Origin of the sequence: Pseudomonas sp. Irchel s3f19 (assembly GCF_900187555.1) — a bacterium.
Taxonomy (GTDB): Bacteria; Pseudomonadota; Gammaproteobacteria; order Pseudomonadales; family Pseudomonadaceae; genus Aquipseudomonas; species Aquipseudomonas capeferrum.
The window spans coordinates 47504-64870 of sequence record NZ_FYDW01000014.1 but is presented as its reverse complement, the minus strand read 5'-3'; the positions used below and the strand labels follow the sequence as shown (position 1 = coordinate 64870).

Below are 17367 nucleotides of genomic sequence, written 5' to 3'. Positions count from 1 at the left end.
TGCCGCAGGGCGAAAGGAATACCATGCTCCCCACAGACACTCGCACCCCCGTCATCCTCATCAACGCCGCCAAAACCGCACTGGCCCGCTCAGTCCATCGCGCACTGTTCAGCATCACCCTGGCGACCCCGCTGGCTGCGGTGATGATTGCCCAGCCCGCCGTCGCCCAGGCCCGCGCCGATGCCGCGTTCGACATCCCGGCCGGCCCGCTGGGCTCGGCGCTCACCCAGTTCGCGGCAGCGGCAGGGGTGACGGTCTCCTTCGAGCCGTCCTACGTCCAATCGCTGAGCTCGCCGGGCCTGCATGGCCGCTACAGTGCCGAGGCCGGCCTGCGCCAACTGCTCGTGGGCAGCAAATTGCAGGTGCTGCGCCAGGCCAATGGTAGCTACTCGCTGCTGCCCATGGTCGGCGATGCCTCGACGCTGCAACTGGACAGCACCAGCATTACCGGCACCGCCGTGGAATCGGCCTATGGCCCGGTAAACGGCTATGTCGCCACCCGCAGTGCGACAGGCACCAAGACCGATACACCGATCCTGGAAATACCCCAGGCCATCAACGTGATCACCGCCGACCAGGTGCAGGCCCAGGGCGCACGCAACCTGACCCAGGCACTGCGCTACACGCCGGGGCTGGCCACGGGCGGCTTCACCGACCGCAACACCATTGCCGACGAAATCACCAGCCGGGGCTTTGCCCCGACCCCGCTGTACCTGGACGGCGCATACGTGCCGTATGCCGGCAGCCTGGGCGGTGCACCGCAGATCGACCCCTACACCCTGGAGCGCATCGAGGTGCTCAAAGGCCCCTCGTCGGTGCTCTATGGGCAAAACCAGCCGGGCGGGCTGATCAACATGGTTTCCAAGCGCCCGACCCGCGAACAGCGTAGCCAGGTCAAGCTGGGCGCCGGCAGCTACAACCGCGCCAACGGTGCTTTCGACACCAGCGGCCCCTTGGATGAGCAGGGCGAGTTTACCTATCGCCTGGTCGGTGTTGCCAACAAGGGCAACGAACAGGTGGCCCACGCCCATAGCGAACGCCTGCTGCTGGCACCCAGCCTGACCTGGTCGCCGAACGAGGACACCTCCTTCACCGTGCTGGCGCAGGTGCAGCGTGACGATGGCGCTGCCGATTACCAGTCGCTGCCGATGATCGGCTCGCTCAAGCGTGGCCCGACGGGCCAGCACATCGACCGCGACTTCTTCTCGGGCGACTCGCACTACAACGATTACAAGCGCAACCAGTACATCTTCGGCTATGACTTCACTCACCGCTTCAGCGATGACCTGGCCGTGCGTTCGACGGCGCGTTACACCGATGTGCGGGATCGCTACAAAGGGTTCTACCTGCGCAGCTTCGTCTCGGACGGCGACAGCGTCGATTACACCCGGGCCAACCGGGTCAAGCTCGACTGGCGCCAGCACAATATCGCCTACACCCTCGATAACAACCTGGAATACAAGTTCAACACCGGCGCGCTGCAGCACACCACGCTCGCGGGTGTGGACTACCGCCACTTCTCGCGCAAATACGATGGCTACAACGCCTACAACGTGTTGCCGGTCGACCTGTATGGCAAGAACAACTACGACACCAGCAGCGTGACCCCGGTGCTGGACACCCAATGGGACAACACGGTTCGCCAGACCGGTGTATACGTGCAGGACCAGATCAAGCTGGACCAGTGGATCCTGACCGTGGGCGGCCGCCAGGACTGGGCCGAAATCGACAACAAGGACCTGCTGGCCAAGAGCATCGCCTCACAGCGTGACAACAAGTTCACCGGCCGTATCGGCCTGACCTACGTCACCGAGTTTGGTCTGGCGCCTTACGTCAGCTATTCGCAGTCGTTCTTGCCGACGCTGGGCACGGACTCCGCGGGCAAGTCGTTTGAACCGACCGAGGGTGAACAGTACGAAGTGGGGGTGAAGTACCAGCCGGCCGAGGGCACATTGCTGACCGCCTCGGTGTTCCAGGTCACGCAGAAGAATGTGCTTACCCAGGACGACGACAACCCCCAGTACCAGGCGCAGGATGGCGAGGTGCGTTCGCGCGGCATTGAACTGGAGCTCAAGTCCACCCTCGACAATATCGATGTGCTGGCCGCTGCAACCTACATCGACTCGTTCTATACCAAGAGCAACTATGGCGACCAGGGTAACCGCAGCGAATCGCAAGCGCCGGTTTCGGCCTCGCTGTGGGTGGATTACCACTTCACCCAGGCCATGCTCAATGGCCTGACATTCGGCGCAGGCGCACGCTATACCGGCCGCAAACCGGGTGATTCGTCCAACTCGTTCGACGTACCGGCGTATGCGGTGTACGACGCCACCGTCAGCTACGACATGGGCAAACTCGACCCAAGCCTGCGCGGCCTGCAGGCCAGCGTGAACGTGCAGAACATCTTCGACCGCGAGTACGTGTCGGACTGCAACTATGCGTTCGGTTGCTACTATGGCCAGGAGCGCGTGGCCTCGGTGGAGATGACCTACGATTGGTGACCGGCGCGATTTCAGGAGAGGAATTTGACAAAGATGAGCTCTGGATCACCGTCATCCAGGTTGTCGATCTGCCCACTCCTGATGAAGCCGAGTTGAGCCAGCACACCCTGCATCGGCGCATTTGAAGCATTGGTTGACGTGAACAGCTTGCCACCCCGGCACTGCGACTCCAGTGCGCGCATGATGGCCGCCGCGATACCGCGGCGGCGTGCCGATTCCTTCACCACGACCAGCGCAATGAACGGTTGATCGAAGAAGGTATCGTTGAGCACGCCATACCCTGTCAGCTGCGATGTATCGTGCGCGTCTGCGGCCACCCAGCACTGGCCGCAGGTGACTGCGTGTGCAATGAATGTTTGCCGTTGCCGATCACCCCGAGCGATCGCGTCCAGCGCAAAAAGCGCCTCGACGTCCTCGGGCTGGGCGAGTCGTATGGTTGATCGCAAGTCCATTTTTGTTCACCTCTACGCGTGCGTGCGCGATGTAAAAACTGCAGGTTCTTATGAATCAAATACGATGCATATAAGGCAGTTTTCAGAAAAATGCACCGTATACGATGCAGGGCGCATCGTCGGTAGCCTCGATGAGGGTAGAGCGCCCGTGCTATCAACAAACCCCAGCACGGGCGCCACGTTATACTTGGCGCCTTTTGCCCGTGGCCGGAGAGCCCTATGCGCCAGGTTTTGCTTATCGTCGATGTTCAATCCACCTTCAGCCCGCCCGAATGGTTGGTAGACGGTTTGCGGCGGTTGTCGGCGAACATCCCGACCGTCGCCTCGGTCGAGCTGCACGATGAGCAGATCACGCCGTTTCAGCGCCAGCTTGGCTGGCACCCGGCGGCCGAGGACGAGAGCCTGATCGAGGCGGACCAGGTGTTCGTCAAGCATGGCTACGGGCAGACCGTCGAAACCCTCGAGTACATCAAGCAGCTGGGCGTGGAGCGGGTACTGGTGTGTGGCATGCAAACCGAAACCTGCGTGCTTGCCGCTGGCTTCGCCCTGTTCGATGCAGGGCTGGCGCCTACGCTGGTGACCGACATGACGGTAGGGTCATCGCTGGACAGGTCCGGCCAGTTGGGCATCGACCTGTGGAAGCATCACTTTGGCCAAGTGACGACCGCTGCTGAAGTGCTGGCCTCGCTGCACGGGTGAGGGCAAAAGGCGCTAGCGGTGCAATCATTTTGCCATCTGTATTCGTCAATGAGTATCATTGTCGATTGATGGCAACTTTGATACACCTGGATCGAGAAGGAACTCCATGCTGAAAAAGTCTTACCTTGTGGCTGTGCTGCTGCCGGTTACCATGAATTGGTGCGCCCTGGCGCACGCCTTCACCGACGGCACCGACCACTCCGCGACCCTGGAAAAGGTCGAGCAGACCTTCGTGGTGCAGATGGATGGCAGTAATCGTCTGGATGTCGACAGTGTGCTGTTGATCAACGAGGAGCGCGCGATCAAGGCCAGTGCCCAGCGCCCGGTGAGTTACAACCGGGCGCTGGAAACCCTGGATGTGATCGAGGCGTACACGCAAAAGCCCGATGGGCGCAAGGTGATGGTGGACGCCGCGCACATCAAGGAGCAGCAGGAGCAGGCATCCGCGCAGGCGCCGATGTTTCAGGACAGCGTCAACAAGGTGATCATCTTCCCTGAGGTTGCGGTGGGGGACCGTCTGGTGCTGCGTTATCAGCGCAACCGCTTCACGCCGCTGTTCCCTGGCCAGTTCGAAGACATCACCGTGCCGGAATTCCACCCGGTCGGGCAGTTCACGCTCATCTATGACATGCCTGAGGGCATGCCCCTGCAGGCTGATGCGCGCAACTTCAAGGCGTCGCTGCCGGCGGCTGCGCCAGGGCGCAAGGTCTATCGCTGGGATTACGTGCCGGCGGACCGTGCGCGGATCGAGGCGAGTGCGGTGTCCTACCTGGACTACGGGCACTACCTGGCGGTGTCGACATTCACCGATTTCAAAGCGTTCGCCCAGGCCTACCAGGCACGCGCCAAGGTCGAGGTTACGGCACCGATCCGCGAACTGGCGCAACGCCTCACGGCCCATTTGCCCACCACGCGGGAAAAGGCACTGACGCTCAGTGACTGGGTGCGTGAAAACATCCGTTATGTCGCCGTGTATGTCGGCGCTGGCGGGGTAGTGCCGCACGCGGCGCAAACCGTGCTGGACAACCGTTACGGTGACTGCAAGGACCATGTTGCCCTGCTTGAGGCGCTGCTGACGGCGGCGGGGATCAAAAGCACGCCGGCCCTGATCAACCTGGGCAACGCCTACGTGTTCCCCAAGGTGCCCGCGCTGGGGGTGTTGAACCATGTGATCACCTATGTGCCGAGCCTGGACCTGTACCTGGACTCCACCGACCCGTCGATCGCCGCAGGCTACCTGCCGTTGGCCGTGTTGAACAAGCGGGTGCTGCTGACCGCGACGGGTGAGTTCGGGCGAACCCCGGCCATCCAGCTCAACAAGGTTTCCAGTGACTTGCAGTTCAAGGTCAAGGGCGATGGTGGCGCAGACTTCACCCACGTCGCGACCGTGCAAGGCTGGGCCAGCGAGGTCAGCCGCTACGGTGTGAAATCGATGAAACCGGCGGACCGCGACCTGCTCGTCGAGAAGGTACTCGGTGCCTATGGGCAGCGTGGCAGCGGTACCTTCGAGGTGCGCCCGAGCAACGCCAATGGCGACTTTGTCAGCGCCGTCGATGGGCGCACGGAAAACCTCGTCAACCTGCCAGGGCCTGTGGGCATGGTGGCTTTGAGCAGCCTGGCGGGGGGTATCTCACAGAACGTCTACAGCTTTGCCATGGAGAAGGAACGCAGCCAGCGCTTCGTGTGCATTTCCAATGACACCGTGGAAAAGTCGCGCTTCGAATTCCCGCCTGAGGTCAGTGTGCTGGCGATCCCCAAACAAGTGCGTCTGCAGGACGCCAACGTTGAGTACAGCGCGCAGTATGCCCAGGAGGGCAATGCCGTAGTGATCGAGCGGCATTTCAAGTTCAGCCGCCCGGATGTGGTCTGCTCACCTGAAGATTTTGCCGCCATGAAGCCGGCCATCGAGGCGATGGTCAGGGACCTGCAGAGCCAGATCATCGTACAGGCCAGCTAGCCCGATCTGGCCGCGATCAATGCGTAGCCATTGATTCATGAGGGGCGCTGCAGGTGGGGGCTTGCTCAGAAGTCCCAGCGGGTGGTGACCATCAGGTTGCGTGGCTCGCCATAGTAGGTGGTGCCGAAGTTGCCAAGCCCGGTCAGGTACACCTTGTCGAACACGTTGTTGGCATTGACCGTGAAGCTCAGGTGCTCGCTGTACTGGTAGCGGGTCATCAGGTCCACCAGGGTGTAACCGCCTTGCTTGATGCGTGTGTAGTCGTTGGCGGCCGGGCTGTAGATGCTGCCGTAGAACCCACTCTGCCAACGCAGCCCACCGCCGACGGTGATGCGGTCCAATACGCCGGGCAACCGGTAGGTGTTGAACAGCCGCGCCACATGCTCAGGCTTGGTGGTCGCCAGCGGGAAGCCGAACAGGCGGTTGTCGTCAGCGTCGCGCGTACGGGCGTAGGTGTAACCGGCGGTGATGTTCCAGCCCGGGGCCAGTTCGCCTGCCAGTTCCAGTTCGACGCCCTGGGTGGTGGCACCGTCGATGGCGGTGTAGATGCCCTCGTTGGTGACCGGGTTGGTGCCCACCGAAGAGGCGACGTTGTCTTGTTCGATACGGAAGAACGCCAGCGTGGCGTTCAGCCTGCCATCGAAATAGGCCGCTTTGAGGCCTGCCTCATAACCATCGCCTTCCACCGGGTCGAGGGTGGCGCCGCTGACGTCCTTGTAGACTTGCGGCTGGTAGATCGAGGTGTAGCTGGCGTACACCGAGTACGTGTCATCCAGGTCATAGACCACGCCGGCGTAAGGGGTGACGACGCCGTGCTGCTTGTAGCTGGCGTGGGTGTCATCCAGGGGCGAGGTCGGGTAGTAGTCCTGGTCGTCGTTGTACTTGAAGGTACTGACCCGGGTGCCGAGGATCACCGAGAGGTTGTCGGTCGGCTTCAGGCGTGTGGCCACGTAAGCGCCGTTCTGGCTCTGGGTGGTGGTGTAGTCGCCGTTCTTCGGGAAGTCCTGTTCCGCAACCTTGCCGTTCCAGTCGAAGATCGAGCCCGGTACTTGGGCGAAGGCACTGCCGTCGTAGGTGTCGCCGGTCAGGCGCGAATGCGAGGTCATGAAGCCTGCGACCAGCTCATTCTGACGGCCGAACAGGGTGAAGGGCCCCGACACACTCAGGTCTGCGGTGTTCTGCACACGATGCCCTTCCCAGCGCCCCCAATAGAAGAACATGCCTTCGCCGGTCGTGGCGTCGGGGTTGCCACCACTGGCTGATGCCAGACGGGTGTCATGGTCGCTGATCATGTGGTTGAGGCTGAGCTTGACCTTCCAGTCGTTGGCCAGCGCCTGCTCCAGCGAGCCGAAGTAGGTGGTGGACTGGAAGTCGCGGCGGCTCCAGTCGGCCCCGGGGTTGTGCGAGCGCGAGAAGTCGGTGCGGCTGCCATCGGAGAAGTACGTCGGGTTACCGGTCCAGGAGGAGCCGCGCGGGGTGGTGGTCTGGTTGTCGATGCCGAAGGTGAGCAGCGTGTCGGGCGTCAGGTCGGCTTCGAGAATGCCGTAGTAGACGTCCTTCTTCTGTTTGTAGTGATCCAGGTACGACTTGCGATCCTGGTAGGCGCCGACGAAACGGCCGCGCACGCTGCCGCTGGCATTGAGCGGGCCGGAAATGTCACCTTCGGTGCGGTAGTTGTCCCAGGAGCCAGCGCTGGCGGTGATCGAGGCCTTGAAGTCGTGGGTAGGCTTCTTGCGGATCAGGTTGACCGTGGCGGAGGGGTCGCCGGAGCCGGTCATCAGCCCGGTTGCGCCCTTGATGACTTCCACGCGGTCGTAGGCGGCCATGTCGACATGGGTCGCGCCCTCGTCGTAGACGCCGTCATAGATGGTGTTGACGCCATCGTACTGGTAGTTGGTGATGGCAAAGCCGCGCGCGGAATACTCCATGCGCTCGCTGTCATACGCCTGCACCGAAACCCCGGGGGTGTTGCGCAGCACTTCGCCGATGTCTTGCGAGCCGTGGTCGTCGATGGCCTGGCGGGTTATCACGCTGACAGACTGGGGCGTCTCGCGCAGGGTCAGCGGTAGCTTGGTCGCGGTGGTCGAGCCACCGGTGGTGTAGCTGCCAGTGCCTTCGGTGATGTTGCCCAGGCCTTGGCCGTCGATGCGGCTGGGGGCCAGTTCCACCACGTCACCCTGGTGGGTGGTGAGCAGCAGCGAGTAGCGGCCGTCGCTTTCCTTGACGGCCTGCAAGCCTGTGCCGCTGAGCAGAATCTGCAGGGCCTGGTCGACCGGGTACTGGCCATTCAAGGCCGGCGAGCGTTTACCGCGCGTCCACTGGGTGTCGAACGACAGCACAATGCCGGACTCTGCAGCGAACTGGGTCAATGTTGCGCCCAGGTCCCCTTGCGGCAGGTGGTAGTCATGCGCTTGCGCGGCGCAGGCTGCGCCCGGCCCACCGAGCAAAGCAGTCAACAGCAGGCAGGTGCGCAGGTCTGGCGCGCTGAAGGGCCTGAGAGTGAAGCGGCAGGTCATCGTCGAGGTCTCGGAAAGGTAAAGAGGCAGCCACAGCTGGGGTTACCTATGAGTCGGATGAGCCGCGCGAAAGTGATCAGGCATGGTGGTTTTTTTTGGGGGAGAGCGAAATGTTGAGGTGCCCCAAAATACCACTTAAGCCGCAGTAATCGTCACCCAGAAACGCGTGCGACGCTGCACCTGCACCGGCAAGGAGGTAGCCAGTGCCCGCAAGATCTGCTCGGTATCATCGAGCCGATAGGTGCCGCTGATGCGCAGGCCAGCAACCGACGGCGCGCAGTGCAGCCAACCTGGCCGGTACCGTGAAACCTCGGTGACGAAGGTGTCCAGGCGTTGGTCATTGACGATCAGCAAGCCTCTGCTCCAGGCGTCTGCGGCGTTGGCCAGCGTCTGCACAGCCGAAAAGCCCTTGCCATCGAACTGGCAGCTCTGGCCGCCGTGCACTTCCATGGCCTGGCCCGAGGCAAGCGTCACACGTGCCTGCTGGCCAAGCACATCGAGCTTGCTGGCGTCATCGAACAGCCGCACGCAAAAGCGGCTGTGGCCAGCCGCGATGCTGCCGTGCCGGGTCACCACGCTGCAGCGTTGCTGCTCTGGCACCTCGACCATGATCTCGCCCTGGCGCAGCCGCACATGCGGCTGTTCGCGGGTGTCATCGATATCAACTGCCGAGGCACTGTTGAGCAGCAGCGTGCTGCCGTTTTTCAGGGTCAGTGAACGCTGTTCACCCACGCCACTGCGTACATCAGCCAGCAACGGTGAATACTGCATTTCGCGATAGCTACCCAAGCCCAGTGCACTGCCACCCAGCAGTACCAGCCCGGCCTTGACCACGCGGCGGCGGGTGGCGTGGCGGCCATGCGCCGCCAGCGACAGTACACGGCTGGTGGCCGGGGCAGGGGTTGCGCTCATGCGGGTCTGCAAACGCTCGGCCTGCTGCCAGGCCCAGGCATTGGCGGGCGCAGCGTTCAGCCATGACTGCCAGGCGCTATGGTCGCTGGGCTGCACTTCACCGCTGTTGAGCTGGCTGTACCAATGCGCGGCCTGACGCAGGGCTGTGCGCTGCTCGGCACTCAAAGCCATGCTCACTGGCCGTGGGTCAGGCTGTAGATCATGCAGTGTTCCGCCGCTTTGGCAATGTAGCGGCGCACCGTCACTTCAGAGACGCCCAACTGGGCGGCGATGCGTTTGTACGGCATGCCATCGACCTGCGACAGCAAGAATGCCTCCCGCACATTGGCGCCAAGCGCTGCCAGCATCGCATCGAGTTCGAACAACGTTTGCAGCAGCGACAAGCGTTGTTCGGCCGAGATATCCAACGCTTCGGGTTGCTCTGCCAGTACCTGCAGCCAGGCCCGCTCCAGGTGCACCCGGCGCAGGTGGTCGATCATCAGGCGACGGGCGATCGTGGCCAGGTAGCCCTTGGGTTCACGGACCGCTTCGAGCTTGGCCGCCGCATCGGCGGCCGTCATCACGCGAACGAACACGTCCTGGACCAAGTCCGCGGCCAGGTGGGTACAGTTGACCCGGGGTGTCAGCCAGCCGTGCAGCCATTTGCTCTGCGCACGGTAGAGCTGGCTGACCTGGGAATTGAGGGCTACGTCCGGGGTGCTCATCCATGCCGCCTGAAAAGAGTTGCAAATGTTAATGGTTCGCATTTTATGCAAACTGTTTCAGGCTTGGCAATCACCAGCGGGCGGGCATTGCCTTGTTCAAGGGGAAGTCACGCGTTCCAAGGCCTGCGCTGCGCGCGCCTTCCTGCTCACGTGCCAGCGTGTCAGTACGCTGCGCAGCAGGGTGTTCCAGCAGTAGCTCAGCACTACGCCACCGACAAGCGCCAGGGCCACCGCGAACAACGGCTGATCGTAGATGTGGCGCGCCAGCGACTGGAGCTGGAAGTGCGTCAGGTAGATGAACAAGGTCGACGACGCGATCATCGCCCCCGCCCTGGCAACCACGCCCGGCACGGGCACAGCGCGGAACCAGATCAAGGCGAGCATCGCCGGCAGGGCAATATCGAAGTAACTGGCAAACGCTTGCCAGCCGATGCCGGCAATGGCCACCAGGTCCAGCTCGGCAATCAGCAGTACCGCCACTGCACTGGCGACGCCTTTGCGCAGCGTCGAGTCGGCGTAGTGAATCGCCATGCCCAGCACCATCACCGCCAGGTAATGCTGGGGCACGCGGTTGAGCAGGGCCGTGGCGTCGAAGACGAAATGGCTGAGCAGCAGATCCGCCACCACCAGCGCGCAGGCGGCCATGGTCAGCCAGCGGAACGGGTTGGCAAGGATCGCCTTGCGCACGCGTTTGAACGACAACACAAGGCCAATGACCAGGATCATCTGCACCAGCACTTCGATGTACCAGTAGGCGAAGATGCCGACCTTGTCGGGGGGGAACCAGTTGGAGATCAACAGCAGCGATTGCCAATGCACCTGGTCGAACAGCGCCTGAACCAACACCGTATAGGCAATGGTCGGCACCGCGATGGCTGCCACCGACTTGACCAGCATACGGGCGTCACCGCGCTCGTCGATGGCCTTGAACTGGAACCTGGCCAGGCTGATGCCAGAGATCAGGAACAGCACTGACGTTTCGCCTGCGATCCGCCATTCGGAAAACACCTCCAGGTGGCCAACCACAATCAGGATGATGGCGATCATCCGCAGGAAAACCGGCACCTCCATGACCCGCATCGACCACTTCGAGGCCTTGCTGCGCTGCTCGGCCAGTTCGGCCAGGTCCTGGACCGGGATCATTTCCCAGCGATCCGGCAGGTGGCCGATCAGTTCTTCCAGCACCATCGACGCGCGCACGAACGACAATGAATCGCCGCCGAGCTCCACGAAGCTGAGCCGGGCATCGATGCGCGAGGCCTGCAGGATCTGTGACCAGGCGTCGGTCAGTTTCAGGGCGAGCGGTGACAGTGGCTGCGTGGCCGCGTTGTCGAGGGTGTCGCTGCCGTCGAACGCCGCTGGCAAGGCGCGTTTGTCGACCTTGCCGTTGGGTGTGAGGGGGATGCCGGGCACCAACAGGAACATCGCCGGCACCATGTAGTCGGGCAGCATGCCCGCCATGGCTTGGCGCAGTTCAGCGGTGCCTACGGGTTGCTCGGCAACGCAATAGGCAACCAGCCTGACCGTCGCGTTGTCGTGGTTGGCCAGCACCACGCACTGTTTGATGCGTGGATGCTGGCACAGGGCATTTTCGATTTCCGCCAGTTCGATGCGGTGGCCACGAATTTTCACCTGGCTGTCGCCGCGCCCCAGGAAGCTGGCGCTGCCATCGGCCAGGTAAGTGCCGAGGTCGCCAGTGCGGTAGCAGCGGTCGGCCTGGGCGCCGGTGAAGGGGTTGGCCACGAACTTTTCTGCGGTCAGTGCCGGGTCACCCCAATAGCCTAGCGACAGGTAAGGGCTGCGGATCAGGATTTCCCCGACTTCGCCCGCTTCGACCAGGCGGTTGGCTTCATCGATGATCAACAGCTGCGCGCCGTCTATGCCTTTACCCAAAGGGATGCGGCTGTTATCGGCGCCCGGGTCGAGTGGGTGGTACGCCATGGCCTGCGGCGTTTCGGTGGTGCCGTAGAAATTCACACTGCTGGCGTTGGGCGCAATCGCGCGCACCTGCTGGTACAGCGTAGGGCTGAGTGCATCGCCGCCCCAGAACAGGTAGCGCAGGCGCTCGAACACCTGCCCGTTCATGCGCGCGCCGGTTTCGATGAGCTTGCCCAGGGGCGGGGTCAGGTGGATGACCGACAGGCCGTGGTGGTGTATCCAGGCGGCCAGGCGCGACGGGTCGGTCAGGGTGGCCTGGGCCGGGCAGAGGACCGTTGCGCCGATCGACAACGGCGTGAACACGTCCCGGTAGACCGGGTCGTGGCCCAGGCCCGAGAGCAGGGAAAAACAGTCGCCCCGGGTAAAACCCTGCTGCTGCACATGCCAGTCGATGAAATGCACCAGGGGCGCGTGGTGGGTGACGATGCCCTTCGGTTCGCCAGTGCTGCCTGAGGTGAAGGTGATATAGGCCGGCTGCGCGGGGCTAACCTCAGGCAGGGGCGACTGCTTGCTGGCGAAGTGTTGCAGTGCTTGGTCGGGGCAGGGTGGCACGTTGACGGTGCGGGCAAGGCTTGGCTCGACCTCGGTATCGCCACAGCGCAAGACAAAGGCTGGTCCGAGGGTGTGGATGATCTGCGCAATGCGCGCAGCAGGGTAAGCGGCGTCGGCCACGGTGAAGGTCAGGCCGGCGCGCAAGGCGCCGAGCATGGCATAAACCAGCGCGGCACCACGGCTGGCGACGATTACCAGCCGATCGCTGCCATTGGCGCCGTTTTCCAGCAGGTACGTGGCAATGCCCTGGCTGATGCGGTCTAGCTGGCCGTAGCTGCAGGTGGCGTCGTGGGCGATGATGGCGGTGGCATCGGGCGAGTGCTTTGCTTGCTCCACAAAGGCGTGAAAGATCGGGCGCTCGGCGCGATATTCCAGGTTCTGCGTCGGGTTCGGGCGCATATCCGGCATGTTGGGTGTTTGCTCCGCATCAACGGCAGGGGGTTGGCTGGATAGCACAACGCTAGTGCAGGCTGGCGTTTGGCGCCAATGCCCCTGCGGTGATTGTGTTGAGGAGCAATTTTGGGGCCGCTTCGCAGCCCCAGATACTCAGGCAACATCCACCAGCACGATCTCGCTGTCTTCGATGGCCGTAACCCGCAACACTGCTTCTTGCTCGATGGCCAGCCCATCACGTGCCTTGACGCGCACGCCGTTGACCTCCACCACCCCCTTGGCCGGCACCAGATAACCACGGCGCCCGGCATCAAAGCGGTACTCGGCGCTTTCCCCCGCCTGCAACGTCGCAGCCACCAACCGTGCATCGGTACGAATCTGCAAACTGTCTTCGTCACCTGCACGCCCACTGGCCAGGGTCACGAAGCCTTCGCCACGTTCTCCTTTAGGGAAGGGCCGGCTGCCCCAGGTCGGCGCATCGCCCACCCGCTCAGGCACCACCCAGATCTGGAAGATGCGCGTATCGACGTCCTCCAGGTTGTACTCGCTATGGACGATGCCGGAGCCTGCACTCATTACCTGCACATCACCCGCTTCGGTACGGCCTTTGTTACCCAGGCTGTCCTGGTGGGTGATCGCGCCTTCACGGACATAGGTGATGATTTCCATGTCCCGGTGCGGGTGCGACGGGAAACCGCTGCCAGCCGCAATCAGGTCGTCGTTCCAGACTCGCAGGTTGCCCCAGTGCATACGGGCGGGGTCGTAGTACTCGGCAAACGAGAAATGGTGATGGGCATCGAGCCAGCCGTGGTTGGCGTGGCCGAGGCTTTCGAAGGGTCGCAGTTGCAGCATGGTCGTGCTCCTTGAATGGGTGGAATGGGGCCATGATGCGTCAAAGAAAGATCGAAAATAAGCGTAAATATCGGCTAATTATAATCGATTAAATTGATTGCTCTGGGTGTGGTGTTTTATCCGTTTCATCGCCTAATCCACTGATCTGCAAGCATTCGCTGGTGATTTTTGGTGGATGCGGCGAACATGGCACGCTGATTTGTTTTCCATCGGAGTGACCGTGGCCCACGAGCATCCCCAGGCGCCTGCCGACCTGACCCCACCTGCCCAGTTACCCTGGTTTCGCCGCCTAGCCGCCCGCCTGCTGGGCCGAGGCTTGACCCGCCTGCAAGCCCAGCATCGCGACTCCTGGTTCCTCGGCCATGCCACGGGGCAGCGCAGTGGCCATGAGGACGGTGTGCGTGAAGGCTTCGAGCGCGGGCGGGTAGAAGGCTACGAGGCGGGGCGACAGGTGCTGGTCATTCGCGATACCCGCCCCGATACCGCCGCCGTGCCCGGCCAGGACAACAATCTTTTCGACGACTGGCGCCTGCCGTTGACCGCCGAACTGAAAAAGCGCTTCAAGGCTGATGTGGCGCAGCGCCTGCCGGCCGAAGCGCAACCCAGTGCGGCGCAGTGGAAGCTGATTTTCAGCGACACCCCCTCCACCTGTGTGGTGGCCGGGGCCGGGGCGGGCAAGTCGACCTCGCTGGTACTGCGGATTCTGCTGCTGCGCCATTACCTGGGCTACGAGCTGGATGCGATGACCGTGGTCACCTTCACCCGCGAGTCGCGCAAAGACTTCATCAAGCGCCTGTTGCAGGTGTTCGCCTTGTGGCAGATCGACCTGCAGCCCGCGCTTGCCCGTGAGCTGGTGCGCACCTTCCATTCGCGCATCTTGCCGCTGGTACGCAGCCTGCCAGGCTTTGGCCAGGTGCGTGCGTTCGAGACGCTGGGCAACGAGATGCCGGCCGGCCGTGAGGCCGAGGCCGAGAGCAACCCGTTCGACCTGCGCCTGAACGATGCGCAACGCCAGCAGCTCAACCTCTGCTACAGCACCTTGCTGGGCGAGAACCCGCGTTTCGCCGAGCTTGTTGGCCTGTTGCGCAGCGAGGCGTTGCAGCTCAAGCCGCTGGACCCCAACCACCCCGATGTGCAAAAGCGTGCGCAGGTGACGCAGTTGGCCGCCCAGCGCGACGAAGAGCTGTGCGATGTGATCGAGGACCTGTGGTTCGCTGCAGGTGCCTGGCCGATCAAGGGCATCGAGCCGTGCCGCGACACGCTCGAAATCCGCGGCAGCCGCTTCCATGTGCATGGCCGCCTGCAGGGGCAGGGTGCCTGGGTGGTGCTGGGCTTCGACCCCGCAGAGAGCGCGCAGTACCAGCGCCCCGGCGCCAAGCTGGCGGTGCGTGCCGAGTGGGCGGTCAAGCGCACCCTGTTGCAGGCGTTCTGCGACAAGCCCCTGATCTGGCTGGACAACTATGCAGCCGCCCGGCGTTTGGCTGCGTCCCTGGCCGGTGATGCGGTGGCCGGCCCCGGCTTCGAATACAAGGTCAAGGGTGAACTGGCCCCGGCACCGCTGCTCGACGCCTTTGTCGGCGCCGCCAACTTCATCGAAAACCTGGGCCTTGACGTGAACAGCGCCGTGGCGGCGATGAGCTTCCCGGCAGGCGACAGCGACGGCCTGTTCTTCGAAGCGTTGGCCTTGTACTGGAAAGCCCTGGAGGCACATCTGCTGAGCCAGTCGCCACCGGTGATGAGCTACAACCGCATGTTCGCCCTGTTTGGCGAGAACAACCCGGAAAACCTGCAACTGCTGCCTGACCCCTTGCTCAGGCCGCTGGCGCACCTGATGATCGACGAGTTCCAGGACGTTTCGCCGCAGATCGTCAGCTGGCTGCGTGCCAGCCTTGCCGAGATCCGCCGGCGCGGGCCGTCGATGCACACCGGTCGTAATGCCCAGCATTCCTCGCTGTTGTGTGTGGGGGACGACTGGCAATCGATCTATGGCTGGCGCGGCAGTTCGCCGAAGTACTTCATGGAGTTCACCAAGGCATTCGTGTCGCCGGCCAACACCCGGGTGATGATGGTCGAGAACTACCGCTGCCAGCAGCAGGTGATCGACGCTGCCGAGTTCCTGGTCAAGGGCACCCCGGCGATCACCGGCAAGAAGGCCCGGGCCAGTGGGCCTGCAGCCGAGTTGCCGGGCTCGCCGGTCAAGGTGTTCGACCGTGATGAGGCGGCGCTGGGCGAGACCCTGATCGAGCATTATCAACGTGGCGAGTCGGTGATGATGCTGTACCGCAAGGGTAGCGATAAAGCCGTGATGAACGAACACCTGCAAGCGGTGCTGCACGCCGAGGCTGGATTGCCCGCCGAGCAGCGTCGGCTGCGGCAGCTGACTTATCACAGCGCCAAAGGCTTGCAGGCCGATGCGGTGTTCATGCTCGGCGACTGCCAATACCTGACCAGTTCGCCCTACAAGAACCAGGTGTATCGCTTGGCCGGCCTTGGTAAGCCCGGTGATGCCCAGGCATTCGATACGGCGCAGAAGGAAGAGGTCCAGCGGCTGGCCTACGTGGCGGTCACGCGTGCGGTCAGGCACTGCTATTGGCATGTGGAAGCGGCCAACAGCGAAGCGCCAGCGGCGCCCCGGGCGTCGGGCCAGGTGGATGGCCGGCAGGCCTTCTTCGAGGACCTGCGCGGCCAGTGACGTGCATGGGTGCACGGGCTTGAACCTGAGGGTCGGTGATGGCTAAGTCACAGTCGGTGACGGGCCAATCAGTCGCCTGCCGTTACGCCAAGGTAACCTGTCGGAGCCCCGTGCGGCCCGGCGCAAGGGTTGTCGCTGGCGATCTGCTTCGAAGGAGGCCGGCGGCGTATTCGGCCTGGTGTGGTCGTGCCAGGCTTCAAGTCAGGAAGCGTACCCATGCGTGCAACACCCAAGGATCACCTGCTTGACCTCAATGGCATCCAGATTGCCATACGCTGCTGGGGCCCGGAGGACGGCATTCCCGTGCTGGCCCTGCATGGGTGGCTGGACAACGCCGCCTCGTTCGAGCGCCTGGCACCGATGCTCGATGGCTGTTTCGTGGTGGCCCCCGACCTGGTCGGCCATGGCCGTTCGGACCATCGCCGCCACGACAGTGGCTACTACCTGTGGGAGCACGCCGAGGACATGCTGGCGGTGACCGACGCCCTGGGGCTGGCGCAATTTCATGTGCTGGCGCACGGCATGGGCACCGGCGTCGCATCGCTGCTGGCGGCCATGACCAGCGGTATCGCCAGCATGGTTTTTCTCGATGGCATGGGGGCGCCGTTCACGGTCGCCGAGGATGACCGCGTACAGCACCTGGCCCGCGCTTATCGGCTCAAGCGCATGGTTCAGCGCAGCCAGTTGCAGGGTTTCTCCGAGCCCGATGCGAGCCGTTTCGACAGCCTCGCCTCTGCCCTGGAGCAGCGGCGCACGCGCCTGGATGGCGAGCTGTCGGAGGGCGCCGCACGGCTGTTGGCGCAACGCGACCTGTTGCAGCTCAGCGATGGCTATTGCTGGCGCCACGACCCGCGCCTGGTGCTGCCCGAGCCCATGCCGTTGACCGAGCGCGAAGCCTGTGACCTGCTCAGCCAGATCCGCTGCCCGCTGTACTTGATGTTCGGTCGGCAAGGCGCTTTCAGCGGTAACGCCTTTGCCCAGCGTGAGGCGGCCTTGCCCAGCCACGCCAAGGTTTCCTGGCACCCCGGCGGGCACCACTTCCACCTGGAAGCGCCCGATCGGGCCCTGGTCGATCAGCTTCTGCGGTTGTTGGCGCGGCACGAAGGCGGGGTACTGCCGCGGTTGGTCAACGAGTAGCGGGCAATGGCCAGCGCGCCGGGTACTGGGCTATGGTGGCGGTTCACCTCGCGCAGCCGCCA

At 63.3% G+C, this 17367-nt stretch carries 11 protein-coding genes; 5 read left to right on the top strand and 6 right to left on the bottom strand.

The features are described 5' to 3' along the window. Window positions 1–23 precede the first annotated feature (23 nt). On the top strand, window positions 24–2501 hold the full coding sequence (locus tag CKW22_RS23400; RefSeq protein WP_081874701.1) for a TonB-dependent siderophore receptor: 2478 nt from the start codon (window positions 24–26) through the stop codon (window positions 2499–2501). Between the two features lie 11 nt (window positions 2502–2512). Here the strand turns inward: CKW22_RS23400 and CKW22_RS23395 are convergent, their stop codons facing one another. Beyond that, window positions 2513–2953 (bottom strand): GNAT family N-acetyltransferase, encoded by a 441-nt coding sequence (locus CKW22_RS23395; RefSeq protein ID WP_033697253.1) that lies wholly within the window; start codon window positions 2951–2953, stop codon window positions 2513–2515. Window positions 2954–3172: 219 nt separating this feature from the next. Here CKW22_RS23395 and CKW22_RS23390 point away from each other — a divergent pair, with 219 nt between their 5' ends. After that, entirely contained in the window at window positions 3173–3652 is a 480-nt protein-coding gene (locus CKW22_RS23390; protein WP_033697255.1) for an isochorismatase family protein, read from the top strand. Between the two features lie 106 nt (window positions 3653–3758). Continuing rightward, entirely contained in the window at window positions 3759–5609 is a 1851-nt protein-coding gene (locus CKW22_RS23385) for a DUF3857 domain-containing transglutaminase family protein (protein ID WP_095065216.1), read from the top strand. Between the two features lie 65 nt (window positions 5610–5674). Here the strand turns inward: CKW22_RS23385 and CKW22_RS23380 are convergent, their stop codons facing one another. From CKW22_RS23380 to CKW22_RS23360, 5 genes are all read right to left on the bottom strand, one after another. Then, window positions 5675–8125 carry a TonB-dependent receptor gene (locus CKW22_RS23380; protein ID WP_033697259.1) on the bottom strand — a complete coding sequence of 817 codons (2451 nt, stop codon included), beginning with the start codon at window positions 8123–8125 and terminating at the stop codon, window positions 5675–5677. A 135-nt stretch (window positions 8126–8260) separates the two neighbouring features. After that, window positions 8261–9208, bottom strand: a complete 948-nt coding sequence (locus CKW22_RS23375; RefSeq protein WP_095065214.1) for a FecR domain-containing protein — start codon at window positions 9206–9208, stop codon at window positions 8261–8263. Window positions 9209–9210: 2 nt separating this feature from the next. Further along, the gene (locus tag CKW22_RS23370) at window positions 9211–9741 is read right to left on the bottom strand and encodes a sigma-70 family RNA polymerase sigma factor (RefSeq protein ID WP_033697263.1); all 531 of its coding nucleotides are present in this window, start codon (window positions 9739–9741) and stop codon (window positions 9211–9213) included. A gap of 96 nt (window positions 9742–9837) precedes the next feature. Next, entirely contained in the window at window positions 9838–12639 is a 2802-nt protein-coding gene (locus CKW22_RS23365; protein ID WP_095065213.1) for an amino acid adenylation domain-containing protein, read from the bottom strand. A 138-nt stretch (window positions 12640–12777) separates the two neighbouring features. Beyond that, a complete protein-coding gene (locus CKW22_RS23360) occupies window positions 12778–13476 on the bottom strand; it encodes a pirin family protein (protein WP_033697268.1) in 699 nt (232 codons plus the stop codon). Window positions 13477–13651: 175 nt separating this feature from the next. Here CKW22_RS23360 and CKW22_RS23355 point away from each other — a divergent pair, with 175 nt between their 5' ends. Then, the gene (locus CKW22_RS23355) at window positions 13652–16168 is read left to right on the top strand and encodes a UvrD-helicase domain-containing protein (RefSeq protein WP_050506034.1); all 2517 of its coding nucleotides are present in this window, start codon (window positions 13652–13654) and stop codon (window positions 16166–16168) included. A gap of 216 nt (window positions 16169–16384) precedes the next feature. Next, window positions 16385–17305 (top strand): alpha/beta fold hydrolase, encoded by a 921-nt coding sequence (locus CKW22_RS23350; protein WP_033697269.1) that lies wholly within the window; start codon window positions 16385–16387, stop codon window positions 17303–17305. The last annotated feature ends 62 nt before the right edge of the window (window positions 17306–17367 follow it).

What these genes read in the sequence shown, in the direction of transcription:
- CKW22_RS23400 (WP_081874701.1), top strand. Translation starts at nt 24, where the DNA reads ATGCTCCCCACAGACACTCGCACCCCCGTCATCCTCATCAACGCCGCC.
- CKW22_RS23395 (WP_033697253.1), bottom strand. Translation starts at nt 2,953, where the DNA reads ATGGACTTGCGATCAACCATACGACTCGCCCAGCCCGAGGACGTCGAG.
- CKW22_RS23390 (WP_033697255.1), top strand. Translation starts at nt 3,173, where the DNA reads ATGCGCCAGGTTTTGCTTATCGTCGATGTTCAATCCACCTTCAGCCCG.
- CKW22_RS23385 (WP_095065216.1), top strand. Translation starts at nt 3,759, where the DNA reads ATGCTGAAAAAGTCTTACCTTGTGGCTGTGCTGCTGCCGGTTACCATG.
- CKW22_RS23380 (WP_033697259.1), bottom strand. Translation starts at nt 8,125, where the DNA reads ATGACCTGCCGCTTCACTCTCAGGCCCTTCAGCGCGCCAGACCTGCGC.
- CKW22_RS23375 (WP_095065214.1), bottom strand. Translation starts at nt 9,208, where the DNA reads ATGGCTTTGAGTGCCGAGCAGCGCACAGCCCTGCGTCAGGCCGCGCAT.
- CKW22_RS23370 (WP_033697263.1), bottom strand. Translation starts at nt 9,741, where the DNA reads ATGAGCACCCCGGACGTAGCCCTCAATTCCCAGGTCAGCCAGCTCTAC.
- CKW22_RS23365 (WP_095065213.1), bottom strand. Translation starts at nt 12,639, where the DNA reads ATGCCGGATATGCGCCCGAACCCGACGCAGAACCTGGAATATCGCGCC.
- CKW22_RS23360 (WP_033697268.1), bottom strand. Translation starts at nt 13,476, where the DNA reads ATGCTGCAACTGCGACCCTTCGAAAGCCTCGGCCACGCCAACCACGGC.
- CKW22_RS23355 (WP_050506034.1), top strand. Translation starts at nt 13,652, where the DNA reads ATGCGGCGAACATGGCACGCTGATTTGTTTTCCATCGGAGTGACCGTG.
- CKW22_RS23350 (WP_033697269.1), top strand. Translation starts at nt 16,385, where the DNA reads ATGCGTGCAACACCCAAGGATCACCTGCTTGACCTCAATGGCATCCAG.